Source organism: Amycolatopsis sp. NPDC003861, from assembly GCF_053605405.1.
On sequence record NZ_JBSGJD010000022.1, the window covers coordinates 1 to 16,995 of the forward strand.

Consider the following 16,995-nt stretch of genomic DNA (forward strand, 5'->3'; position numbering starts at 1 on the left):
GGGCGCGGACCGGCCGGCCCGCGGCGGGCCGAGCAGCGCGACCAGCGAGCCCGCCGGCACCTCGAGGACGGCTTCGAGCTGCCGCAGCCCGTGCACCGAGTCACGCCGCCGGGGACGGCTGCGGCCGGACTGCCAGTAGCTCAGGGTCGCCGTCGTGACCGAGACACCGCGGGTGCGCAGGTGCTCGCGGAGCCGGTCGAGGCTCAGCCCGCGGGCGCGGATGGCCGCGCGCAGAGCCGCGTCGAAGGGGCCCTCGCGCAGCAACGTCCCGAGGTCGGGCACCGGCACGGCCACCCGGTGATCTTAAGTCGCGGCAACCGGGGCGAAAGCCGTTAACAATCAAGAATCAGACGAAGCGGTGGCGGCCGGCGAGGGCGCCGAACGCCAGCTGGACCACGAGCAGGCCGAGCAGCATCGCCAGCGGCACGGTCCAGCCGCCCGCGAGGTCGTGCAGCAGGCCGAACAAGAACGGCCCGAGCGCGGCGAACAGGTAGCCGAAGCCCTGCGCCATCCCGGACAGCCGGGCGGTGTCGGCGCCGGTCCGCGCGCGCAACGCGATCACGGTCAGGGCCAGCGAGAACGTGCTCATCCCGAGCCCGACGAGGATGCTCCAGAGCAGCGGTGACCACGACGGCGCGAGCATCAGCCCGATGGTCCCGGCGACACCGAAGACGCCGAGCCCGACGATCCACGGGCTCTGCCCGCGCTGCCGGGCCGCCATCGGCGCGACGACGAGGCTGATCGGCACGGCGATCAGCGAGACCAGGCCGAACAGCAGCCCGGCGTCCTCGCGCGGGACGCCCGCGTCCATCAGCACCTGCGGGAACCAGCCCATCGCCGCGTAGGCGTAGAACGCCTGCAGGCCGAAGAACCCGGTGACGATCCAGGCCAGCCGGTTGCGCAGCAGCGACCGGCCGCCCTCGGCGCCTTCGGCGGGCCGCGGGGCCCGGCCGGTGCCGCGGGCTGCGAAGATCCAGGCCAGCAGCGCGACGACGGCGAGCACCGCCCAGCCACCCAGCGCCGGGCGCCAGCCGCCGAGGGTGTCGCCCAGCCGCGGGGTCACCGCCGACCCGAGCGCGCCGCCGCCCTGCAGCGCGGCGGTGTAGACGCCGGTCAGCACGCCGATCCGAGCCGGGAAGGAGTCCTTGATGACGACCGGGATCAGCACGTTGATCAGGGCGATCCCGGCGGTCGCGACCAGCGTCCCGCCGAGCACCACGGCCGGGCCGTCGAGCACGCGCAGCACGAGCCCGGCGGCGAGGGCGACCAACGCGATCGCGATGGCGGCGCCGATCCCGGCCCGGCGCGCCAGCAGTGGCGCGGCGAGCCCGGCGCCGGCGAAGCAGAGCGTCGGCAACGTCGTGAGCAGCCCGGCCCAGACGACCGAAGTGCCCAGGTCCTGGCGCATTTCGGCGAGCATCGGCCCGACGCCGGTGATCGCCGGACGCAAGTTGAGGGCGGTCAGCACCACCGCGACCGCGAGCAGCGCGCCGGCGGCGACCACGCCGGGCGTCCGGACTTCGATGGCGCCGTCCAGTTCGGGTTCACGGTGTTCGACGGGCATGGCGCTACTATCGCATACGTAGGATGATTGGATGAAGGGATAATCCTGTGCCTCTGGCCACCACGCGCCGAGCAGGCCTCGTCGACCAGGTCATCGACCAGCTGCGGACCGCGGTCACGCAGGGCGAATGGCCGATCGGCGAACGCATCCCGACCGAGGCCGAGCTCGTCGAGCAGCTCGGCGTCGGGCGCAACACCGTCCGCGAAGCCGTGCGCGCGCTCGCGCACACCGGGCTCCTGGAGGTCCGGCAGGGCGACGGCACCTACGTGCGCGCCACGAGCGAGGTGTCCGGCGCGATCCGCCGGCTCTGCGGCACGGAACTGCGTGAAGTCCTGCAGGTCCGGCGCACCCTCGAAGTCGAAGGCGCCCGGCTCGCGGCCGTCGAGCGGACCGAAGACGAGGTCGCCGAGCTGCGTGCCCTGCTCGCGCGCCGCGAAACCGACCTGCGAGCCGGCCAGTGGCAGGACTTCGCCCGCACGGACGCCGAGTTCCACTGCGCGGTGGTCGCCGCCGGGCACAACCGGCTGCTCACCGAGCTCTACCGCGGGCTGACCGAGGTCATCGCGGCGAGCATCGCGACGACGTCCAGCATCGCGCCGGGCGCGGACCACGTGCCGGAAATCGGGCACGAAGGTCTCGCCGAGGCCATCGCCGACCGCGACCCGGACCGCGCGGCCGCCGAGGCCTGCGGGTTCCTCGACGAACTTCTGGAGCGCATCGAACGGGCCTGACCTGCTTTTTTATCGATCGATGACCCCTAAGGGTGCCATTTCAGGGTTGTTGTGGCACCACCGTGGTGCCATATTTGTGCCATGGACCTGACACCCTTCGTGGACAGCCTCCGCCGCGAGTTCGCGGTAGCCGCCGAGGCGGCCGGCGAGGACGCTGTCACCCTGGCCGAGCGGCTGGCCTCCCCGCTGGAGTCCGCCATCCGGCTCACCCTGCTCGACGCGCTGTCGGCCGCGGCCGACGAGATCACCCGCGACCTCGCTCCCGGATCCGTCGAAGTACGCCTTCGCCGCCGCGAAGCGGAGTTCGCGGTTTCCGTGCCCACGGCGCCCGAACCGGCTCCGGCGGAGGCCCCGCCGCCGCCCGAGGCCGACGACGGCGCCGTCTCCCGGATCAACCTGCGGCTCCCCGACCAGCTGAAACAGCGAGTGGAGGAGGCGGCGAGCCGCGACCGGCTCTCCATCAACGCCTGGCTCGTCCGGGCCGCGAACACCGCACTCGGCGCCGACGCGAGCCGGCCCGCGCACCGCCGGTCCGTCTACGGCGAGAAGTACACCGGCTGGGTTCGCTGACCCGCCCGTTCTGACCAGCCAAAACACTCCCAAAGCACCCCAGGAGGGCGCAGCCATGCCAGTTTTCGCCACCCCCGAGCCGATCACGGCCACGCTGGACGTCAGCATGGCCGACGTCCGGATCGTCGCCGGCGACCGCACCGAGACCACCGTCGAGGTCCAGCCGGCCGACCCCGGCGACAACGAGGACGTCAAAGCCGCCGCCAAGACCCGCGTCGAGTTCGCCGACGGCGAGCTGCTGGTCAAGGGCCCGAAGTACACGACGAAACTGTGGGGCAAGGGCGGCGCGCTGCACGTCACGGTCGAGCTGCCGGCCGGCTCCCGCGTCAAGGCGACGTCGGCGATGGGCGACTTCCACGTCACCGGCCGCCTGGGCGACAGCCGGCTCAAGACGTCCGTGGGCAACATCCACCTCGACGAAACCTCGCGGCTCGAAGCGAACACCGCGACCGGTGACGTCTTCGTCGACCGGGCCACCGGGCACGCCGAGGTCGGCACCGGCTCCGGCGAGCTGCGGATCCGCGAGATCGACGGCACCGCGGTCCTCAAGAACTCCAACGGCGAAACCCGTGTCGGCGAGGTGACCGGCGACCTGCGCGTCAGCACCGCCAACGGCGACATCCTGGTCGACGTCGCCCACGCCGCCGTCAACGCGAAGACCGCCGCCGGTGACATCCGGCTCGGCGAGGTCATCCGCGACCGGGTCGTCCTCGAGACCGCCGTCGGCGAGATCGAGGTCGGCATCCGCGAAGGCAGTGCCGCGTGGCTCGAGTTGAACTCGCTGACCGGGTCCGTGCGCAACACCCTCACGCCGTCCGACGGGCCGGGCGGCACCACCGAGACCGTCGAGGTCAAGGCCCACACCTACACCGGCGACATCGTCATCCGACGCGCCTGAAGACTCCACACAGACAGGGGAAATCCATGCCGGACGCCATCGTGGCCGAGGGATTGGTCAAGAAGTACGGGAAGGTCACCGCGCTCGACGGGATGTCGCTGCGCGTACCGGAGGGCACGGTGCTGGGGGTGCTGGGGCCGAACGGCGCCGGGAAGACCACCACCGTCCAGATCCTCACGACGTTGCAGAAGCCGGACGCGGGCCACGCGACCGTCGCCGGGTTCGACGTCGTGAAGGACGCCCACGAACTGCGCACGCACATCGGCGCTTCGGGGCAGTACGCCGCCGTCGACCAGGAACTGACCGGGGCGGAGAACCTCGAGATGGTCGGGCGGCTCTACCACCTGGGCACCAAGCGGGCCAAGGCCCGCGGCCGCGAGCTGCTCGCCCGGTTCAGCCTGGAGGACGCCGCCGACCGGCCGGTGAAGGGCTACTCCGGCGGCATGCGGCGCCGGCTCGACCTGGCCGGCGCGCTCGTGGCGAACCCGCCGGTGCTGTTCCTCGACGAGCCCACGACCGGGCTCGACCCGCGGGCCCGCACCGAGCTGTGGGACGTCATCACCGAGCTGGTCGCGGGCGGCACCACGCTGCTGCTGACCACGCAGTACCTGGAAGAAGCGGACCGGCTGGCCGACAGCATCGCCGTCGTCGACCACGGGCGCGTGATCGCCCGCGGCACCGCCGACGAGCTCAAGGACCTGGTCGGCGGCGAGCGGATCGAGCTGACCGTCGGCACCCACGACGACGTCCTCGTGGCCCGGCGGGCGCTGGCCCGGCTGGCCAGCGGCGAGCCGCAGGCCGAGGCGTTCCGGCTCACCGTGCCCGTGACCCACGGCGCGAAAGCGCTTACCGAAGCACTGGCGATCCTCGCCACGGAAGGCGTCGACGTCCGCGACGTCGGCGTCCGCCGTCCCACCCTCGACGACGTTTTCCTCACCCTGACCGGCCACGAGACGGCCGAACCCGCGAAGGAGGCCGTGTGATGAACGCGGTGCAGATGGCCGTCACCGACGGCGTGACCGTCGCCAAGCGCAACTCGATCAAGATCGTCCGGTCGCTGGACCTGCTCGGGTCCATCGTGTTCATGCCGGTGATGTTCGTGCTGCTCTTCGGCTACGTCTTCGGCAGCGTGATCGACATCCCCGGCATGTCGTACCGCGAGTTCATGCTCCCGGGGATCTTCGTCCTCGCGGTGGCGATGGGCAGCATCGTCACCGGCTACGGGCTGACCGACGACCTGCAGAAAGGCATCATCGACCGGTTCAGATCGCTGCCGATGTCCCCGGCGGCGGTGCTGATCGGCCGCACCACCGCGGACCTCATCCTGAACGTGACGAGCCTGCTGATCATGGGCCTGGTCGGCCTGCTGGTCGGCTGGCGCGTCCACACCGGCGTGTTCGAAGCGCTCGGCGGGGTGCTCCTGCTGCTCGCGTTCGCCTACGCGCTGTCGTGGGTGATGGGCACGCTCGGCCTGGCCGTCCGCAAGCCCGAGGTGTTCAACAACGTCTCCAGCGTGGCGATCTTCCCGCTGACGTTCCTGGCCAACACGTTCGTCGACAGCGGCCGCCTGCCCACCCCGCTGCGGGTGATCGCGGACTGGAACCCGGTCTCGGCGATCACCCAGGCGTCCCGGGAGCTGTTCGGCAACACGAGCGCGGCCATGCCGGTGCACGCCGCCTGGCCGATGCAGCACGCCGTGCTGGCTTCGGTGCTGTGGATCGCGCTGCTGCTGGTGGTCTTCGTGCCGCTTTCGGTGCGCTGCTACAAGAAGGCCACCAGCCACTGACTCAGGGCAGCGTGAGGATCTCGCTGCCGTCGGCCGTCACCACGAGGGTGTGCTCGAACTGGGCCGTCCACTTCTTGTCCTTCGTGGTGACGGTCCAGTCGTCCGACCAGATGTCGTAGTCGATGGTGCCCAGCGTGATCATCGGCTCGATCGTGAAGGTCATGCCCTCCTCGATGATCGTGTCGACGGAGGGCTCTTCGTAGTGCAGGACCGTCGGGGGCGTGTGGAACGCCGGGCCGACGCCGTGGCCGGTGAAGTCGCGGACCACGCCGTAGCCGAAGCGCTTGGCGTAGGACTCGATGACCCGGCCGATGACGTTCAGCTGACGCCCCGGGCGGACCGCCTTGATCGCCCGCATGGTCGCCTCGCGGGTGCGCTCCACCAGCAGGCGGGCCTCCTCGGAGACGTCGCCGGCCAGGAAGGTCGCGTTCGTGTCGCCGTGGACGCCGCCGATGTAGGCGGTGACGTCGATGTTGCAGATGTCACCGTCCTCGATCACCGTCGAGTCCGGGATGCCGTGGCAGATCACCTCGTTGAGCGACGTGCAGCACGACTTCGGGAAGCGGCGGTAGCCCAGCGTCGAGGGGTAGGCGTGGTGGTCGAGCAGGAACTCGTGCACCACCTTGTCGATGTCGTCCGTGGTGGCGCCCGGCTTGACGGCCTTGCCGCCCTCTTCCAGGGCCTGGGCCGCGATGCGGCCGGCGATCCGCATCTTCTCGATCACCTCGGGCGTGCGCACGCCGTTGCCGGTGTCCCGCTTCGGTGCCGGCTTGTCCACGTACTCGGGACGGGCGATGGAACTGGGGACGTCACGGCGCGGCGTCTGGACGCCGGGAACGAGCGGAGCACGAACGGACATGCCCCCACCTTACGACGGTCCGCTCAGCCGATCCCCGCCAGGAACCGGTGCGCGGCCTGCACCGCCGGTTTCGACGACCCGGCGTCGGTGAGGAGCACGGCGAACGCCAGGTCGCCGCGGTAGCCGACGAACCAGCCGTGCGAGTGGGAGCCGTCGCCGAACTGGGCGGTGCCGGTCTTGCCCGCGACGTCAGGGATGTCCCGCAGGCCGGTCGCGGTGCCGGCCGTGACGACCTCCCGCATCATCCCGCGCAGCGCGTCCAGGACCTCCTGCGACGGCGGGTCGCCAACGTTCTGCGTCGCCGCGGGCAAGCCCTTGACGATCGACGGCGACGGCACTTTTCCGGCCTGCACGGTGGCCGCGACCAGCGCCATGCCGAACGGGCTGACCACCACCCGGCCCTGGCCGAAGCCGTTTTCCGCCCGCTGGACGGCCGAGTCGCTGCCCGGGACGTCCCCGGTGACCGTGGTCAGGCCCGGGACGACGAAGTCGGCGCCGAGGCCGAAGGAGCGGGCGGTGTCGGTGAGCGCCGCCTTGTCGAGGCCGGCGGCGAGCCGGGCGAAGGTCGTGTTGCAGGACCGCGCGAACGCCGTCTTCAGCGGCACCCGGCCCAGGTCGAACCGGCCCTCGTTCGGCACGACGCGGTTTTCGATCGTCGTCGTCCCCGGGCAGTCGACCGGGCTGCCCGCTTCGACCTCCCCCGCCGACAGCGCGGCCGCCGCCGTCACGATCTTGAACGTCGACCCCGGCGGGTAACGCCCGGACAGGGCCAGCGAGCCCTCCTCGTCGGCGGCGTCGTTCTGGGCCACGGCGAGGATGTCCCCGCTGGAAGGCTGGATGGCGACCAGCGCCGCGGAGTACGGCTCGGTTTCGAGGGCTTTCTCGGCGGCGGCCTGGATCTTCGCGCTGAGCGTGCTGGTGACAGCCGGGGCGGGCCGCGGCGGCTCGGCCTTGAGCTCGGCGGCCTCGCCCCCGGTGACGTCGCGGGTGACGATCCGCCAGCCCGCCGCCCCGGCCAGCTGCTGCTCGACCAGCGCGCGGATGCCCGGCAGGACCTGCTGCCCGGACCCGCGGGTCACCGGCAGCAGCCGCTCCTGGCTGGCGAAGCGGACGCCAGGCAGGTCGTAGATCACCGGCTTGACCCGCTGGTAGTCGCCCGCGCGCAGGGTGATCACCGCGTAGGCGTCGCCGGGTTTGGTCTTGTTCATCCCGTCCAGCACGGACCGGCCGGTGACCGACGGCTCGTACCGGTGCAGTGCCTTGGCCAGCGTCCCGGCGACCGCGGTCGCGTCGCCGGTCTTCTGCGGGTCGACGACCACGCCGATCACGGTCTGCGGGCGCATCAGCGCCACACCGTCGCGGTCGAGGACCGGCGCCGTCTCGGGCAGCTGCGGCAGCATGCCGAGGGTCTGGCCGACGGCGAGCTGGGGGTGCACGACCGTCGGCTGCCAGTGCACCTGCCAGCCGCTCTCGGCCGCCCGCAACTGGGCGTCGGCGCGGTAGGACCAGGTGCGGCCGTGCGGGAGGTGCCAGGTGAGCCGGTAGCCGGCGGTCACGACGTCGCCCTCCGGCTGTTTCACTTCTTCGTCGTCGACGTCGAGCGCCTCGGGGTCGAGCACGCCGCGGACCTGGCTCAGCACGGTCTTGGCGGCATCGGGTGAGTCGGTGTTCGCGGCCGCGGCGGCGACGTCACCGGACGCGAGGGCGTCCAGGAAGGCGGAGAGGGCGTCCTCGGGACCGTCGCCCGAGCACCCGGCCGTGGTCGCGGCGACGAGCAGCAGCAGTGCCGCGAGAGCACGGTGTCGACGTGCACTCATGGCCGGATCATGCCTGGTCAGAGCGTTGTGACGGCTTCGCAACACCGCCACGGAAGAGTGGTTAGAACAGCACCGTCGCGTACTGGCCGACCTGCTGGAAGCCGATCTTGCGGTAGGCCGCGAGGGCGGGGGTGTTGAAGGCGTTGACGTAGAGGCTGGCGGTGCGGCCGAGGCCGCGGACGAGCCGGTTCACGACCGCGGCGGTGCCGGCGGTGCCGAGCCCGTCGCCGCGGCGGTCGGGGTGCACCCAGACGCCCTGGATCTGCCCGACCGTGGCCGACATGGCGCCGATCTCGGCCTTGAAGACGACCTCGCCGTCCTCGAAGCGGGCGAACGCGCGACCGGCCCCGATCAGCTCGGTGACCCGGGCCCGGTAGCTGGCCCCGCCGTCGCCGCTGCGCGGGTCGACGCCGACCTCCTCGATGAACATCGAGACGGCCGCGGGCAGGTACCGCTCGAGCTCGTCCGGCCGGACCGGCCGCACCAGCGGATCGGCGGCGACGAGCGGGGTGGCGTCGAGGGCCATCAGCGGCTGGTCGTCGCGGACCTCCCGGGCCGGGCCCCACTCGCCTTCGAGCTCGTCCCACAGGCCGAGCACCTGTTCGGCCGGGCCGACGAGCGAGGAGCAGGTGCGCTGCCGTCTCAGAGCGCGGTCGGCGAAGGAGCGCAACGCGGGCGCGTTGCCCCTCAGCGGGATCAGGTTCGGCCCGGAAAAGCACAGCCCTTGGAGCCGTCCGGCCCGGACCGGACGGCTGTCGGCGGCCCAGAGCTCACCACCGAGCCTCCACGGGTCGAGGCCCGCGGCCTCGACCCGGGCGCTGACCATGCAGCTGCCCACCGGGTCCGCGGCCAGAGCGGCACGGACCGCCGGATAGTCCCGATCATCGAGCAGCCGTGCACCTGCAAGCCGCAACACGGGCTCCAGGGTGCCAGATTCGACTGCTAAACGGAACGCAAGCCTCCCGACACGGTGAGATGAACAGCCGCGAACGCCGCATCCGGGCCGCCGGAGGCCCCGGACGCGTCCTTCGCAGGGTCAGGCCGCGCCGCGGTAGGTGCCGATCGTCCAGGAGTTGCCCTCCGGGTCACGCAGGCTGAACGTGTGCGAGCCGTACTCGGTGTCCGTCAGCCCGGCCGTGATCTCGGCGCCCGCCGCCTTCACCCGCGCGTGCACCTCGTCCACCCGGTCCGAGACCACGTATACCGCGGACGCGCCCGGCTTCATCGCGTCGTGGACGCCGTCCGGTGGCCGGACGCTGCCCAGCATCACCGCGCCGCCCTCGGGCCAGCGCAGCTCGGCGTGCGCGATCAGCTCGCCGTCGGGCACCACCAGCGCCTCGATGAAGCCCAGGACGTCGACGAGGAAGCGGACCGCGGCCGGGGCGTCGTCGTACCGGAGAGCGGGCCAGACGTTCGGTTCAGGAGTCATGCCGTCAGCTTCGCGCCACCTCCGCCTCCTGGTCTTGGAGGAACGGGAGCTCCTCGGCGATCCACGTGCCCGGCGTGCAGCCCGCCAGCGCACGCCACTCGTTGGTCAGGTGTGCCTGGTCGTAGAACCCGCACTCCGCGGCCAGCGCCGCCAGGTCCGTCCGGCCGCGCCGCAGCAGCCGCCCGGCCCGCTCGAACCGCAGCACCCGCGCCGCCTGCTTGGGCGCCAGGCCGAGCTCCGTGCGGAACCGCTCGCCCAGGTGGCGACGACTCCAGCCGACCTCCTCGGCGAGGTCCGCGACGCGCACCTGCCCGTCCGCGCCCCGCATCCGGCGCCACGCCTCCCCCAGCTCGGGCGGCGGCACCACCGGCTCGACGGCCCGGGCGGCCAGGACGTCGTCCAGCAACGCGAACCGCTCGCGCCACGGCAGCTCCCGCAACCGATCCGGCAGCGAGCCGAGACCGAATGCGGCGAGGTCGGCCACCTCGCCGGACAGCTCCGCCGCCGTGACGCCGAACAGCGTCCGCACGCCCAGCGGGTCGAGCTCCAGCTGGATGCCCTCCTGCACGCGGTCCTGCCGGATCAGCACCGCTTGCGTATGGAGCCCGCCGACCAGCGCCTGGAGGCTCCGCCCGCCCATCCGCACCGGCCCGGCGAGGCTGATGACGAGCGTCACATGCCGGGACGGCAGCCCGCGGTGGACCGGCAGCGTGACGTCGTCCTGGGCGTACCCGACGTAGCGCGTGACCAGGGGCCGCACCACCGGGTGCGGTTCGTGGATGGCCCAGGTCACGCTCACGATTGCCAGGGTAAACGTCACCACCGACAGTTCCGGGTCTGATAACACGGACGTGCGTCCCCACCGCGGAAGGAACCACCCGATGACGATCCAGGAGCAGGCGCAGCAGCTGGAGCTGCTCGCCGACCAGGTGCCGACCGGCATCGCGCTCGCCACGAAGAGCGACCTCGAAGACCTCCAGGCCCAGGTGCTCGGCCTGCTCGGGGAGACGTCCACCGCGACCGCGATCCAGGGCGCCATCCAGCTCGCTTCGCAGCAGATCGACGAGGTCGCCGCCGCGCTCGAGAACGTGCGGCTGCAGATCCGCGACGCCGCCCAGCACCATCTGCAGGGCTGAAAACGCGCCGGAGCCCTCCTCACCGATCCGGCGAGGAGGGCTCCGAGCGGGAGTGGTCAGCCGGCGGTGACCACCGGCGCGCCCTCGCCGAGGGACTCGCCCGCCTCTTCGGCGATGCGCATGGCCTCTTCGATGAGCGTCTCGACGATCGCGTGCTCGGGCACGGTCTTGATGACCTCGCCCTTGACGAAGATCTGGCCCTTGCCGTTGCCCGAAGCGACGCCCAGGTCGGCCTCGCGGGCCTCGCCCGGGCCGTTCACGACGCAGCCCATGACGGCCACGCGCAGCGGGATCTCCATGCCCTCGAGCCCGGCCGTGACCTGCTCGGCGAGCGTGTAGACGTCGACCTGCGCACGCCCGCACGACGGGCAGGAGACGATCTCCAGCTTGCGCTGCTTGAGGTTCAGCGACTGCAGGATCTGGATGCCGACCTTGACCTCTTCGACCGGCGGCGCGGACAGCGAGACGCGGATCGTGTCGCCGATGCCCTGGCGCAGCAGCGCACCGAAGGCGACCGCCGACTTGATCGTGCCCTGGAACGCCGGGCCGGCCTCGGTGACGCCGAGGTGCAGCGGGTAGTCGCACTGCTCGGCCAGGAGCTCGTACGCGCGCACCATGACCACCGGGTCGTTGTGCTTCACCGAGATCTTGATGTCGTGGAAGTCGTGCTCGGCGAACAGCGACGCCTCCCACAGCGCCGACTCGGCCAGCGCCTCCGGCGTCGCCTTGCCGTACTTGTCCATGATCCGCTTGTCCAGCGAGCCGGCGTTGACGCCGATCCGGATCGGCGTGCCGTGGTCCTTCGCGGCCTGCGCGATCTCCTTGACCTGGTCGTCGAACTTGCGGATGTTGCCGGGGTTGACGCGCACCGCCGCGCAGCCGGCCTCGATCGCCGCGAAGACGTACTTCGGCTGGAAGTGGATGTCGGCGATCACCGGGATCTGCGACTTCTTCGCGATCGCGGGCAGCGCCTCGGCGTCGTCGGCCGACGGGCACGCCACGCGGACGATGTCGCAGCCCGCGGCGGTCAGCTCGGCGATCTGCTGCAGCGTCGCGTTGACGTCGGAGGTGAGCGTCGTCGTCATCGACTGGACGGAGATCGGGAAGTCGCTGCCGACACCGACCGGGCCCACCTGGAGCTGGCGGGTCTTGCGGCGCTCGGAGAGGACGGGCGGGGGCAGGGCGGGCATACCGAGTGCGACGGTCACGGCTTCCAGCGTACCTACCCCTACTGGGCCACCTTCACCATGTCAACCGTCACGGTGAGCAGCGTTACGCGCGGTGTGGCGCGCCACGGAGGGGCCGGAACCCTCCGTGGCGGTTCGCTACTGCAGGCGGATCGGGTTGACGATGTCCGCGGTCACGGTGAGTAGCGTGACCGCACCGCCGATGAGCACCAGCACCATCGTGATCCCGGACAACCTGGTGTAGTCGACAGGCCCGCCGGCGACCTTGCCCCGCCGGGCCCGGATCCAGTCGCGGACGCGCTCGTACCAGACCACCGCGATGTGGCCGCCGTCCAGCGGCAGCAGCGGCAGCAGGTTGAACACGCCGATGAAGAAGTTCAGGCTGGCCAGCAGGAAGAAGAACAGCACCCAGATGCCCCGCTCGACGGCCTCGCCGCCGATCCGGCTCGCGCCGACGACGCTGACCGGGGTGTTCGGGTCGCGCTCGCCGCCGAAGATCGCGGTGACGACGGCGGGGATGCGCTGGGGGAACTCGACGAGCCGCTGCGCCGTCTCGGCGAACATCGTGCCGGTGAAGCTGAAGGTGGCGCCGACCGCGGCGACCGGGCCGTACTGGGTGGTGACCGCCGGCTGCTTCGGGGACGCGCCGATCATGCCGACCGTCTTGACGCCGGCGCTGGTCCAGCGCTGCACCTGCGGCACGTCGACGATGAGCGCGAGCCGCTGGTCGCCGCGCTGGACGTCGAACTGGGTCCGGCCGCTGGTGGCCTGCACGGCGGCGAGCATCTCGGTCCAGCTGGCGACCGGCTTCCCGCCGACCGCGAGGATCTTGTCGCCGGCCCGCAGCCCGGCCGCCTCGGCCGGCCGCACCGCGCCCGGCGGGCAGCCCGGGTTGTCGGACTGGGCCTGGGCCTGCGCCTCGGTCGTCGCCGACTGCGCGCACGACGTCGCCGCCAGCACCGGCGTGGTGTCGACGGGGGCCAGGTTCGGCAGGCCCATGGTCACGGCCATCAGGTAGAGGACCACGAAGCCGAGGATGAAGTGGGTGACCGACCCGGCCGACATCACGACGGTGCGCTTCCAGGTCTTGAACCGCCACATCGCGCGCGGCGCCTCGTCCGGCGTCACCTCGTCGAGCGCGGTCATGCCGGCGATGTCGCAGAACCCGCCGAGCGGGATCCACTTCAGGCCGTACTCGGTCTCGCCGCGGCGCCAGGAGAACACCGTGGGCCCGAAGCCCACGAAGTACCGGCGGACCTTCATGCCGAAGGCCTTCGCCGTCAGCATGTGGCCGGCCTCGTGCAGTGCGACTGAGACGCAGATCCCCAGCGCGAAGAGCACCACACCGATGATGTAGGCGAGCACCCGCTACTTCCCCTCGATGATCGAACCGGCCCGCGCACGAGCCCAGCGCTCGGCCGCGAGTACGTCCTCCACGTCGCGTGGTTCGCGACGCCATTCGTCGGCGGCTCCCACCACCTCGGAAACAGTGTCCACTATCGACGTGAAGCTGGTGTTCTGCGCGAGGAAAGCCGCCACGACCTCCTCGTTCGCGGCGTTGTAGACGGCGGGCAGGCAGCCGCCGGCGCTGCCGCAGTGGCGGGCCAGCTCGACGGCCGGGAAGGCCTCGTCGTCCAGCGGCTCGAAGGTCCAGGTCGCGGCGGTGTCCCAGGTGCACGCGGCGGCGGCGCCGGGCACCCGGTCGGGCCAGTGCAGGGCGAGCGCGATCGGCAGCCGCATGTCGGGCGGGCTGGCCTGGGCGATCGTCGAGCCGTCGGTGAAGGTCACCATGGAGTGCACGATCGACTGCGGGTGCACGGTGACGTCGATCTTCTCCGGCGCGATGCCGAAGAGCAGGGCCGCCTCGATCAGCTCCAGGCCCTTGTTGACCAAGGTGGCGGAGTTGATCGTGATCAGCGGGCCCATGGACCAGGTCGGGTGCGCCATCGCCTGCTCGACGGTGACCCCGGCCAGCTCGGCGCGCTTGCGGCCGCGGAACGGGCCGCCGGACGCGGTCAGGACGAGCCGGGCGACTTCGCTTTCCTTCCCGGCCCGCAGCGCCTGCGCGATGGCGGAGTGTTCGGAGTCGACGGGCACGAGCTGCCCGGGCTTCGCGGCGGCGAGCACCAGCGGCCCGCCGGCGATGAGCGACTCCTTGTTCGCGAGCGCGAGGGTGGCGCCGGTGGCCAGGGCCTTGAGCGTGGGCTCGAGGCCGCGGGAGCCGGGCAGGGCGTTGAGGACGGTGTCGACTTCGACGGCCTCGATCAGCTCGGTGACGGCGTCGGAGCCGGCGAACAGCCGCGGGAGCTTGAAGTCACCCTGCGCGTACCCACGCTTCTGCGCCTCGGCGTACAGCGCGAGCTGGACGTCCTCGGCGGCCGTGGCCCTGGTCACGGCGACGGCTTCGACGCCGTGGGCGATCGCCTGCGCGGCGAGAGCGGCCGGATCGGCCCCACCGGCGGCGATCCCGGCCACCCGGAACAGGTGCGGGTTGCGCGCGGCGACGTCGAGGGCCTGCACGCCGATGGACCCGGTCGAGCCGAGCACGAGAACGCTTCGCGAGGTAGTCATCGCCGGTCATTGTCGCGCGGGGCGTCTCCGCGGCGCACCCGGAGGTGTGGGATCATCGGCGGGTCCGAGGTTCACGGGGTTTGAGGAGTTCATCGTGGCAGGCAAGGCGGTCGAGAAGAGGCGGCCCGAGGTCGACCCGCGCGACGAGCCGTCCGCGGCCTGGGGCTGGCACGGCTCGTTCCCGAAGGCCACCCGCATCGCCGGCTGGGTCAGCGCGATCATCCTGCTGGTGATGATCAAGGGCAACCACGAGAACAACACCGAGAACGTGTGGCTGGTGGGGCTGTCGTTGTTCCTGATCCTGCTGCTCGTGCTGGACATCCGCAAGCAGCGCACGGCCTGGCGCAAGTAGTCGGTTTTTCGCTAACGTCCCCGGCATGAAGCTGCGCTGGGGACTTGCTCTCGTCGGTGTCGTTCTGAGTGCCTTGGTGGCCCCTGCCACGCCGGCGTCGGCTTCGGTGCCGCTGGTCCGGTGCGAGTTCACGCCGACGCCCTCGAACCCGGCCGCGCGGCCGGTGGTGCGTCCTTTGCCGGTGGCCTTGACGCGCGGGACTGTCGACGTGACGTTCCGGTTCAATTACGGGCCGGTGACCGTGCGGCTGGACCGTGGCGGGGCGGCGCCTTGCGCGGTGCACAACATGGTCTCGCTGGTTTTGCAGCGGTTCTATGACCGGTCGCAGTGCTGGCGGCTGTCCAACTCCGCTCGCCTTGGTGTTCTTCAATGCGGGGACATCTACGAGGTGGAAAAGGGTGGGCCGGGGTACAAGTTCCCGGACGAGGTCTCGGGTTCGGAGACGTACCCGCGGGGGACGATCGCTATGGGGAACCAGGGGCCGGGGACCAACGGGTCGGAGTTCTTCATCGTGCACTCGTTCGCGAACATCCCGGCCAACTACTCGGTGATGGGGCGGGTGATCCGGGGGATGTCGGCTCTTGATCGGATGGTGGCGGACGGGATCATCCCGACCGACCCGGACGGGCCGCTGGACGGGGCGCCGGCGAAGCCGGTGAAGATCCAGCGAGCCACGGTCGGCTGGTAGGTCATTCGCTTTCCGATGAAGCCCCCTTTGCCGGGAGGACCGGCTTCACTCCGAAGCAAGTAATTACTCCGGACACATCCGGGGTCAGGAACAGCTGGAAGAAGTAACCGCCCCGCGGGCGATCGTCGATGTGGGCGATGACGCAGTGCGTCCCGCTGTACGCCTTCAGCGCGCGGACACCGTCCACGAACCCGACCGAGTGTTGACCTGCGTTTCGCGAATTGCGCTCCCGCCGAGCGAACAGCGACTTCATCCTCAGCACCCCCACCGGCCCCTCGATCTCGCAATTGGCCCCGGCCGCCAGCGCATCGAGCGCCAACAACGGGATCTCCGCCGGAGCCAGTCCGGAAAGCAGCTCTCCGAGCCGTTCACGATCCGAATCGCTTGTCACTCCCAGCCTCCACTGCTTTCAAACCAAGGCGTGCGCAGGTGCGGAGGCCGTGGATCTTCGATCTCGCCTTCGACAGGTTCGGGGCGGTACCACGGCCCGCGGTCGACACTGACCTCCGCGCCGTCGATGATCCCCTTCAACGTATGCTCCTGCTCTTCCGGATACACCTCGACCTCCGGGTGCCGGTGAGTCGGGAAGTTCCGGTCGGCGGGCACGTCCTCTTCACGGATCCTCAGCACGATATTGCCCCCTCCTCGGGTATCGTCTTCCGACGCGGGCAGCGCCATGCCCTCGTAGTCGTGCGTCCACGACGTGTAGTCGCTGTCAGTGGCCTTGTTGGAGGCCACGTGCTGTTCCAGCGTCTTGTCACCGCCCCGGGGGACCGCACGTCCTTGCAGCGCCTCGAGATACTGCCAGTGATATGCCGGAAGGCCTCGGTACAGGTACCCGTCGCCGTCGGGGCAGGTCGTGCCGCACGGCTGAGCGTCGGCATCGGTTTCCACCCCGGAGACGACGCCGAGCTCCGAAGCGACCGGGTCGGCCGCGTCCTGGACCACCGGCTTGCTCGGGTCGAGCACCGACTCCTTGGCCTTCTCGTAGACGGAGTCCCCGTCCTGGACGTCGTCCGTCGACGACGCCACCACCATCGCCGGCAGGCTGGCCGACGAGGACACGACCCCGCCCGCGACCGACGGCGCCGCTGAGGGCGATGGTGAAAGCGCAGCAGAGCGTGACGGGTCTCCGGGCAAACGTTCCCTGGCGCATGGAATTCCCTCGTGAAAGCGTTGTCGGGCAGCACGAATCGGCCCGCCGCACGGCAGCGGCAGGCAATCGGTGAGGACGTTGATCGAGGCGCCAGTCGGCCCGGCTTTCCTCCGGAGCGCCGCACCCTCCATGCCGCGCGAAGACGAGCTCGCCCTCCCGCGAGCTGTTCGATCTTCCTATCGATCACCCGACCCGGCCGTTCCTTGTTCTTTGACAGTTGCGTCATTCGGCCTACTTCCAACGGCGCTTTC

19 protein-coding genes and 1 pseudogene are annotated in these 16,995 nt (G+C 71.1%); 8 read left to right on the top strand and 12 right to left on the bottom strand.

Features of this window, described 5'->3' with window-relative positions; all coding sequences use genetic code 11:
• Positions 1-294, bottom strand: a pseudogene (locus ACWEVN_RS08550) (XRE family transcriptional regulator); the annotation flags it as partial.
• Positions 295-346: 52 nt separating this feature from the next.
• The gene (locus ACWEVN_RS08555; RefSeq protein WP_452050766.1) at positions 347-1,564 is read right to left on the bottom strand and encodes a CynX/NimT family MFS transporter; all 1,218 of its coding nucleotides are present in this window, start codon (positions 1,562-1,564) and stop codon (positions 347-349) included.
• 47 nt (positions 1,565-1,611) lie between these two features.
• Here ACWEVN_RS08555 and ACWEVN_RS08560 point away from each other — a divergent pair, with 47 nt between their 5' ends.
• From ACWEVN_RS08560 to ACWEVN_RS08580, 5 genes are all read left to right on the top strand, one after another.
• Positions 1,612-2,295: a FadR/GntR family transcriptional regulator gene (locus ACWEVN_RS08560; RefSeq protein WP_452050767.1), complete on the top strand. Its 684-nt coding sequence runs from the start codon at positions 1,612-1,614 to the stop codon at positions 2,293-2,295.
• 81 nt (positions 2,296-2,376) lie between these two features.
• On the top strand, positions 2,377-2,865 hold the full coding sequence (locus ACWEVN_RS08565) for a hypothetical protein (RefSeq protein ID WP_449682770.1): 489 nt from the start codon (positions 2,377-2,379) through the stop codon (positions 2,863-2,865).
• A 55-nt stretch (positions 2,866-2,920) separates the two neighbouring features.
• Positions 2,921-3,763 (top strand): DUF4097 family beta strand repeat-containing protein, encoded by an 843-nt coding sequence (locus ACWEVN_RS08570; protein WP_449682769.1) that lies wholly within the window; start codon positions 2,921-2,923, stop codon positions 3,761-3,763.
• A 26-nt stretch (positions 3,764-3,789) separates the two neighbouring features.
• Positions 3,790-4,746 carry an ATP-binding cassette domain-containing protein gene (locus ACWEVN_RS08575; protein WP_452050768.1) on the top strand — a complete coding sequence of 319 codons (957 nt, stop codon included), beginning with the start codon at positions 3,790-3,792 and terminating at the stop codon, positions 4,744-4,746.
• Entirely contained in the window at positions 4,746-5,549 is an 804-nt protein-coding gene (locus ACWEVN_RS08580) for an ABC transporter permease (protein ID WP_452050769.1), read from the top strand. Before ACWEVN_RS08575 ends, ACWEVN_RS08580 begins: the two co-directional genes overlap by 1 nt.
• Before the next feature lies 1 nt (position 5,550).
• Here the strand turns inward: ACWEVN_RS08580 and map are convergent, their stop codons facing one another.
• From map to ACWEVN_RS08605, 5 genes are all read right to left on the bottom strand, one after another.
• On the bottom strand, positions 5,551-6,408 hold the full coding sequence (gene map / locus ACWEVN_RS08585; RefSeq protein WP_449682766.1) for a type I methionyl aminopeptidase: 858 nt from the start codon (positions 6,406-6,408) through the stop codon (positions 5,551-5,553).
• Positions 6,409-6,431: 23 nt separating this feature from the next.
• Complete coding sequence (locus ACWEVN_RS08590; RefSeq protein WP_452050770.1) at positions 6,432-8,225, bottom strand: penicillin-binding transpeptidase domain-containing protein; 1,794 nt, start codon at positions 8,223-8,225, stop codon at positions 6,432-6,434.
• A 61-nt stretch (positions 8,226-8,286) separates the two neighbouring features.
• Positions 8,287-9,141, bottom strand: coding sequence for a GNAT family N-acetyltransferase (locus ACWEVN_RS08595; protein WP_310974389.1), 855 nt, complete (start codon positions 9,139-9,141; stop codon positions 8,287-8,289).
• Between the two features lie 120 nt (positions 9,142-9,261).
• Complete coding sequence (locus ACWEVN_RS08600; protein ID WP_452050771.1) at positions 9,262-9,654, bottom strand: VOC family protein; 393 nt, start codon at positions 9,652-9,654, stop codon at positions 9,262-9,264.
• A gap of 4 nt (positions 9,655-9,658) precedes the next feature.
• A complete protein-coding gene (locus ACWEVN_RS08605) occupies positions 9,659-10,453 on the bottom strand; it encodes a helix-turn-helix domain-containing protein (RefSeq protein WP_452050772.1) in 795 nt (264 codons plus the stop codon).
• 82 nt (positions 10,454-10,535) lie between these two features.
• Between ACWEVN_RS08605 and ACWEVN_RS08610 the strand changes: the two genes are divergently transcribed.
• The gene (locus ACWEVN_RS08610) at positions 10,536-10,790 is read left to right on the top strand and encodes a hypothetical protein (protein ID WP_003057586.1); all 255 of its coding nucleotides are present in this window, start codon (positions 10,536-10,538) and stop codon (positions 10,788-10,790) included.
• Between the two features lie 56 nt (positions 10,791-10,846).
• On the opposite strand, the gene ispG is transcribed toward ACWEVN_RS08610, so the two are convergent.
• The 3 genes from ispG to dxr form a co-directional block, all read right to left on the bottom strand.
• Positions 10,847-11,980: a flavodoxin-dependent (E)-4-hydroxy-3-methylbut-2-enyl-diphosphate synthase gene (ispG, locus tag ACWEVN_RS08615; RefSeq protein WP_310974753.1), complete on the bottom strand. Its 1,134-nt coding sequence runs from the start codon at positions 11,978-11,980 to the stop codon at positions 10,847-10,849.
• A 135-nt stretch (positions 11,981-12,115) separates the two neighbouring features.
• Entirely contained in the window at positions 12,116-13,342 is a 1,227-nt protein-coding gene (locus ACWEVN_RS08620) for a M50 family metallopeptidase (RefSeq protein ID WP_449682762.1), read from the bottom strand.
• A 3-nt stretch (positions 13,343-13,345) separates the two neighbouring features.
• The gene (gene dxr / locus ACWEVN_RS08625) at positions 13,346-14,548 is read right to left on the bottom strand and encodes a 1-deoxy-D-xylulose-5-phosphate reductoisomerase (protein ID WP_452050773.1); all 1,203 of its coding nucleotides are present in this window, start codon (positions 14,546-14,548) and stop codon (positions 13,346-13,348) included.
• A gap of 94 nt (positions 14,549-14,642) precedes the next feature.
• Between dxr and ACWEVN_RS08630 the strand changes: the two genes are divergently transcribed.
• Together ACWEVN_RS08630 and ACWEVN_RS08635 are read left to right on the top strand one after the other, a co-directional pair.
• Positions 14,643-14,900 (top strand): DUF2631 domain-containing protein, encoded by a 258-nt coding sequence (locus ACWEVN_RS08630; RefSeq protein ID WP_003057577.1) that lies wholly within the window; start codon positions 14,643-14,645, stop codon positions 14,898-14,900.
• 25 nt (positions 14,901-14,925) lie between these two features.
• The gene (locus tag ACWEVN_RS08635; protein WP_452050774.1) at positions 14,926-15,588 is read left to right on the top strand and encodes a peptidylprolyl isomerase; all 663 of its coding nucleotides are present in this window, start codon (positions 14,926-14,928) and stop codon (positions 15,586-15,588) included.
• A gap of 1 nt (position 15,589) precedes the next feature.
• Here the strand turns inward: ACWEVN_RS08635 and ACWEVN_RS08640 are convergent, their stop codons facing one another.
• Together ACWEVN_RS08640 and ACWEVN_RS08645 are read right to left on the bottom strand one after the other, a co-directional pair.
• Complete coding sequence (locus tag ACWEVN_RS08640; RefSeq protein ID WP_452050775.1) at positions 15,590-15,979, bottom strand: hypothetical protein; 390 nt, start codon at positions 15,977-15,979, stop codon at positions 15,590-15,592.
• Positions 15,976-16,653, bottom strand: a complete 678-nt coding sequence (locus ACWEVN_RS08645) for a hypothetical protein (RefSeq protein ID WP_452050776.1) — start codon at positions 16,651-16,653, stop codon at positions 15,976-15,978. Before ACWEVN_RS08645 ends, ACWEVN_RS08640 begins: the two co-directional genes overlap by 4 nt.
• Positions 16,654-16,995 lie beyond the last annotated feature (342 nt).

Bases quoted from the DNA above. Each gene is read 5' to 3' on its own strand.
- ACWEVN_RS08555 (WP_452050766.1), bottom strand. From the start codon at position 1,564: ATGCCCGTCGAACACCGTGAACCCGAACTGGACGGCGCCATCGAAGTC.
- ACWEVN_RS08565 (WP_449682770.1), top strand. From the start codon at position 2,377: ATGGACCTGACACCCTTCGTGGACAGCCTCCGCCGCGAGTTCGCGGTA.
- ACWEVN_RS08570 (WP_449682769.1), top strand. From the start codon at position 2,921: ATGCCAGTTTTCGCCACCCCCGAGCCGATCACGGCCACGCTGGACGTC.
- ACWEVN_RS08575 (WP_452050768.1), top strand. From the start codon at position 3,790: ATGCCGGACGCCATCGTGGCCGAGGGATTGGTCAAGAAGTACGGGAAG.
- ACWEVN_RS08580 (WP_452050769.1), top strand. From the start codon at position 4,746: ATGAACGCGGTGCAGATGGCCGTCACCGACGGCGTGACCGTCGCCAAG.
- map (WP_449682766.1), bottom strand. From the start codon at position 6,408: ATGTCCGTTCGTGCTCCGCTCGTTCCCGGCGTCCAGACGCCGCGCCGT.
- ACWEVN_RS08590 (WP_452050770.1), bottom strand. From the start codon at position 8,225: ATGAGTGCACGTCGACACCGTGCTCTCGCGGCACTGCTGCTGCTCGTC.
- ACWEVN_RS08600 (WP_452050771.1), bottom strand. From the start codon at position 9,654: ATGACTCCTGAACCGAACGTCTGGCCCGCTCTCCGGTACGACGACGCC.
- ACWEVN_RS08610 (WP_003057586.1), top strand. From the start codon at position 10,536: ATGACGATCCAGGAGCAGGCGCAGCAGCTGGAGCTGCTCGCCGACCAG.
- ispG (WP_310974753.1), bottom strand. From the start codon at position 11,980: ATGCCCGCCCTGCCCCCGCCCGTCCTCTCCGAGCGCCGCAAGACCCGC.
- dxr (WP_452050773.1), bottom strand. From the start codon at position 14,548: ATGACTACCTCGCGAAGCGTTCTCGTGCTCGGCTCGACCGGGTCCATC.
- ACWEVN_RS08635 (WP_452050774.1), top strand. From the start codon at position 14,926: ATGAAGCTGCGCTGGGGACTTGCTCTCGTCGGTGTCGTTCTGAGTGCC.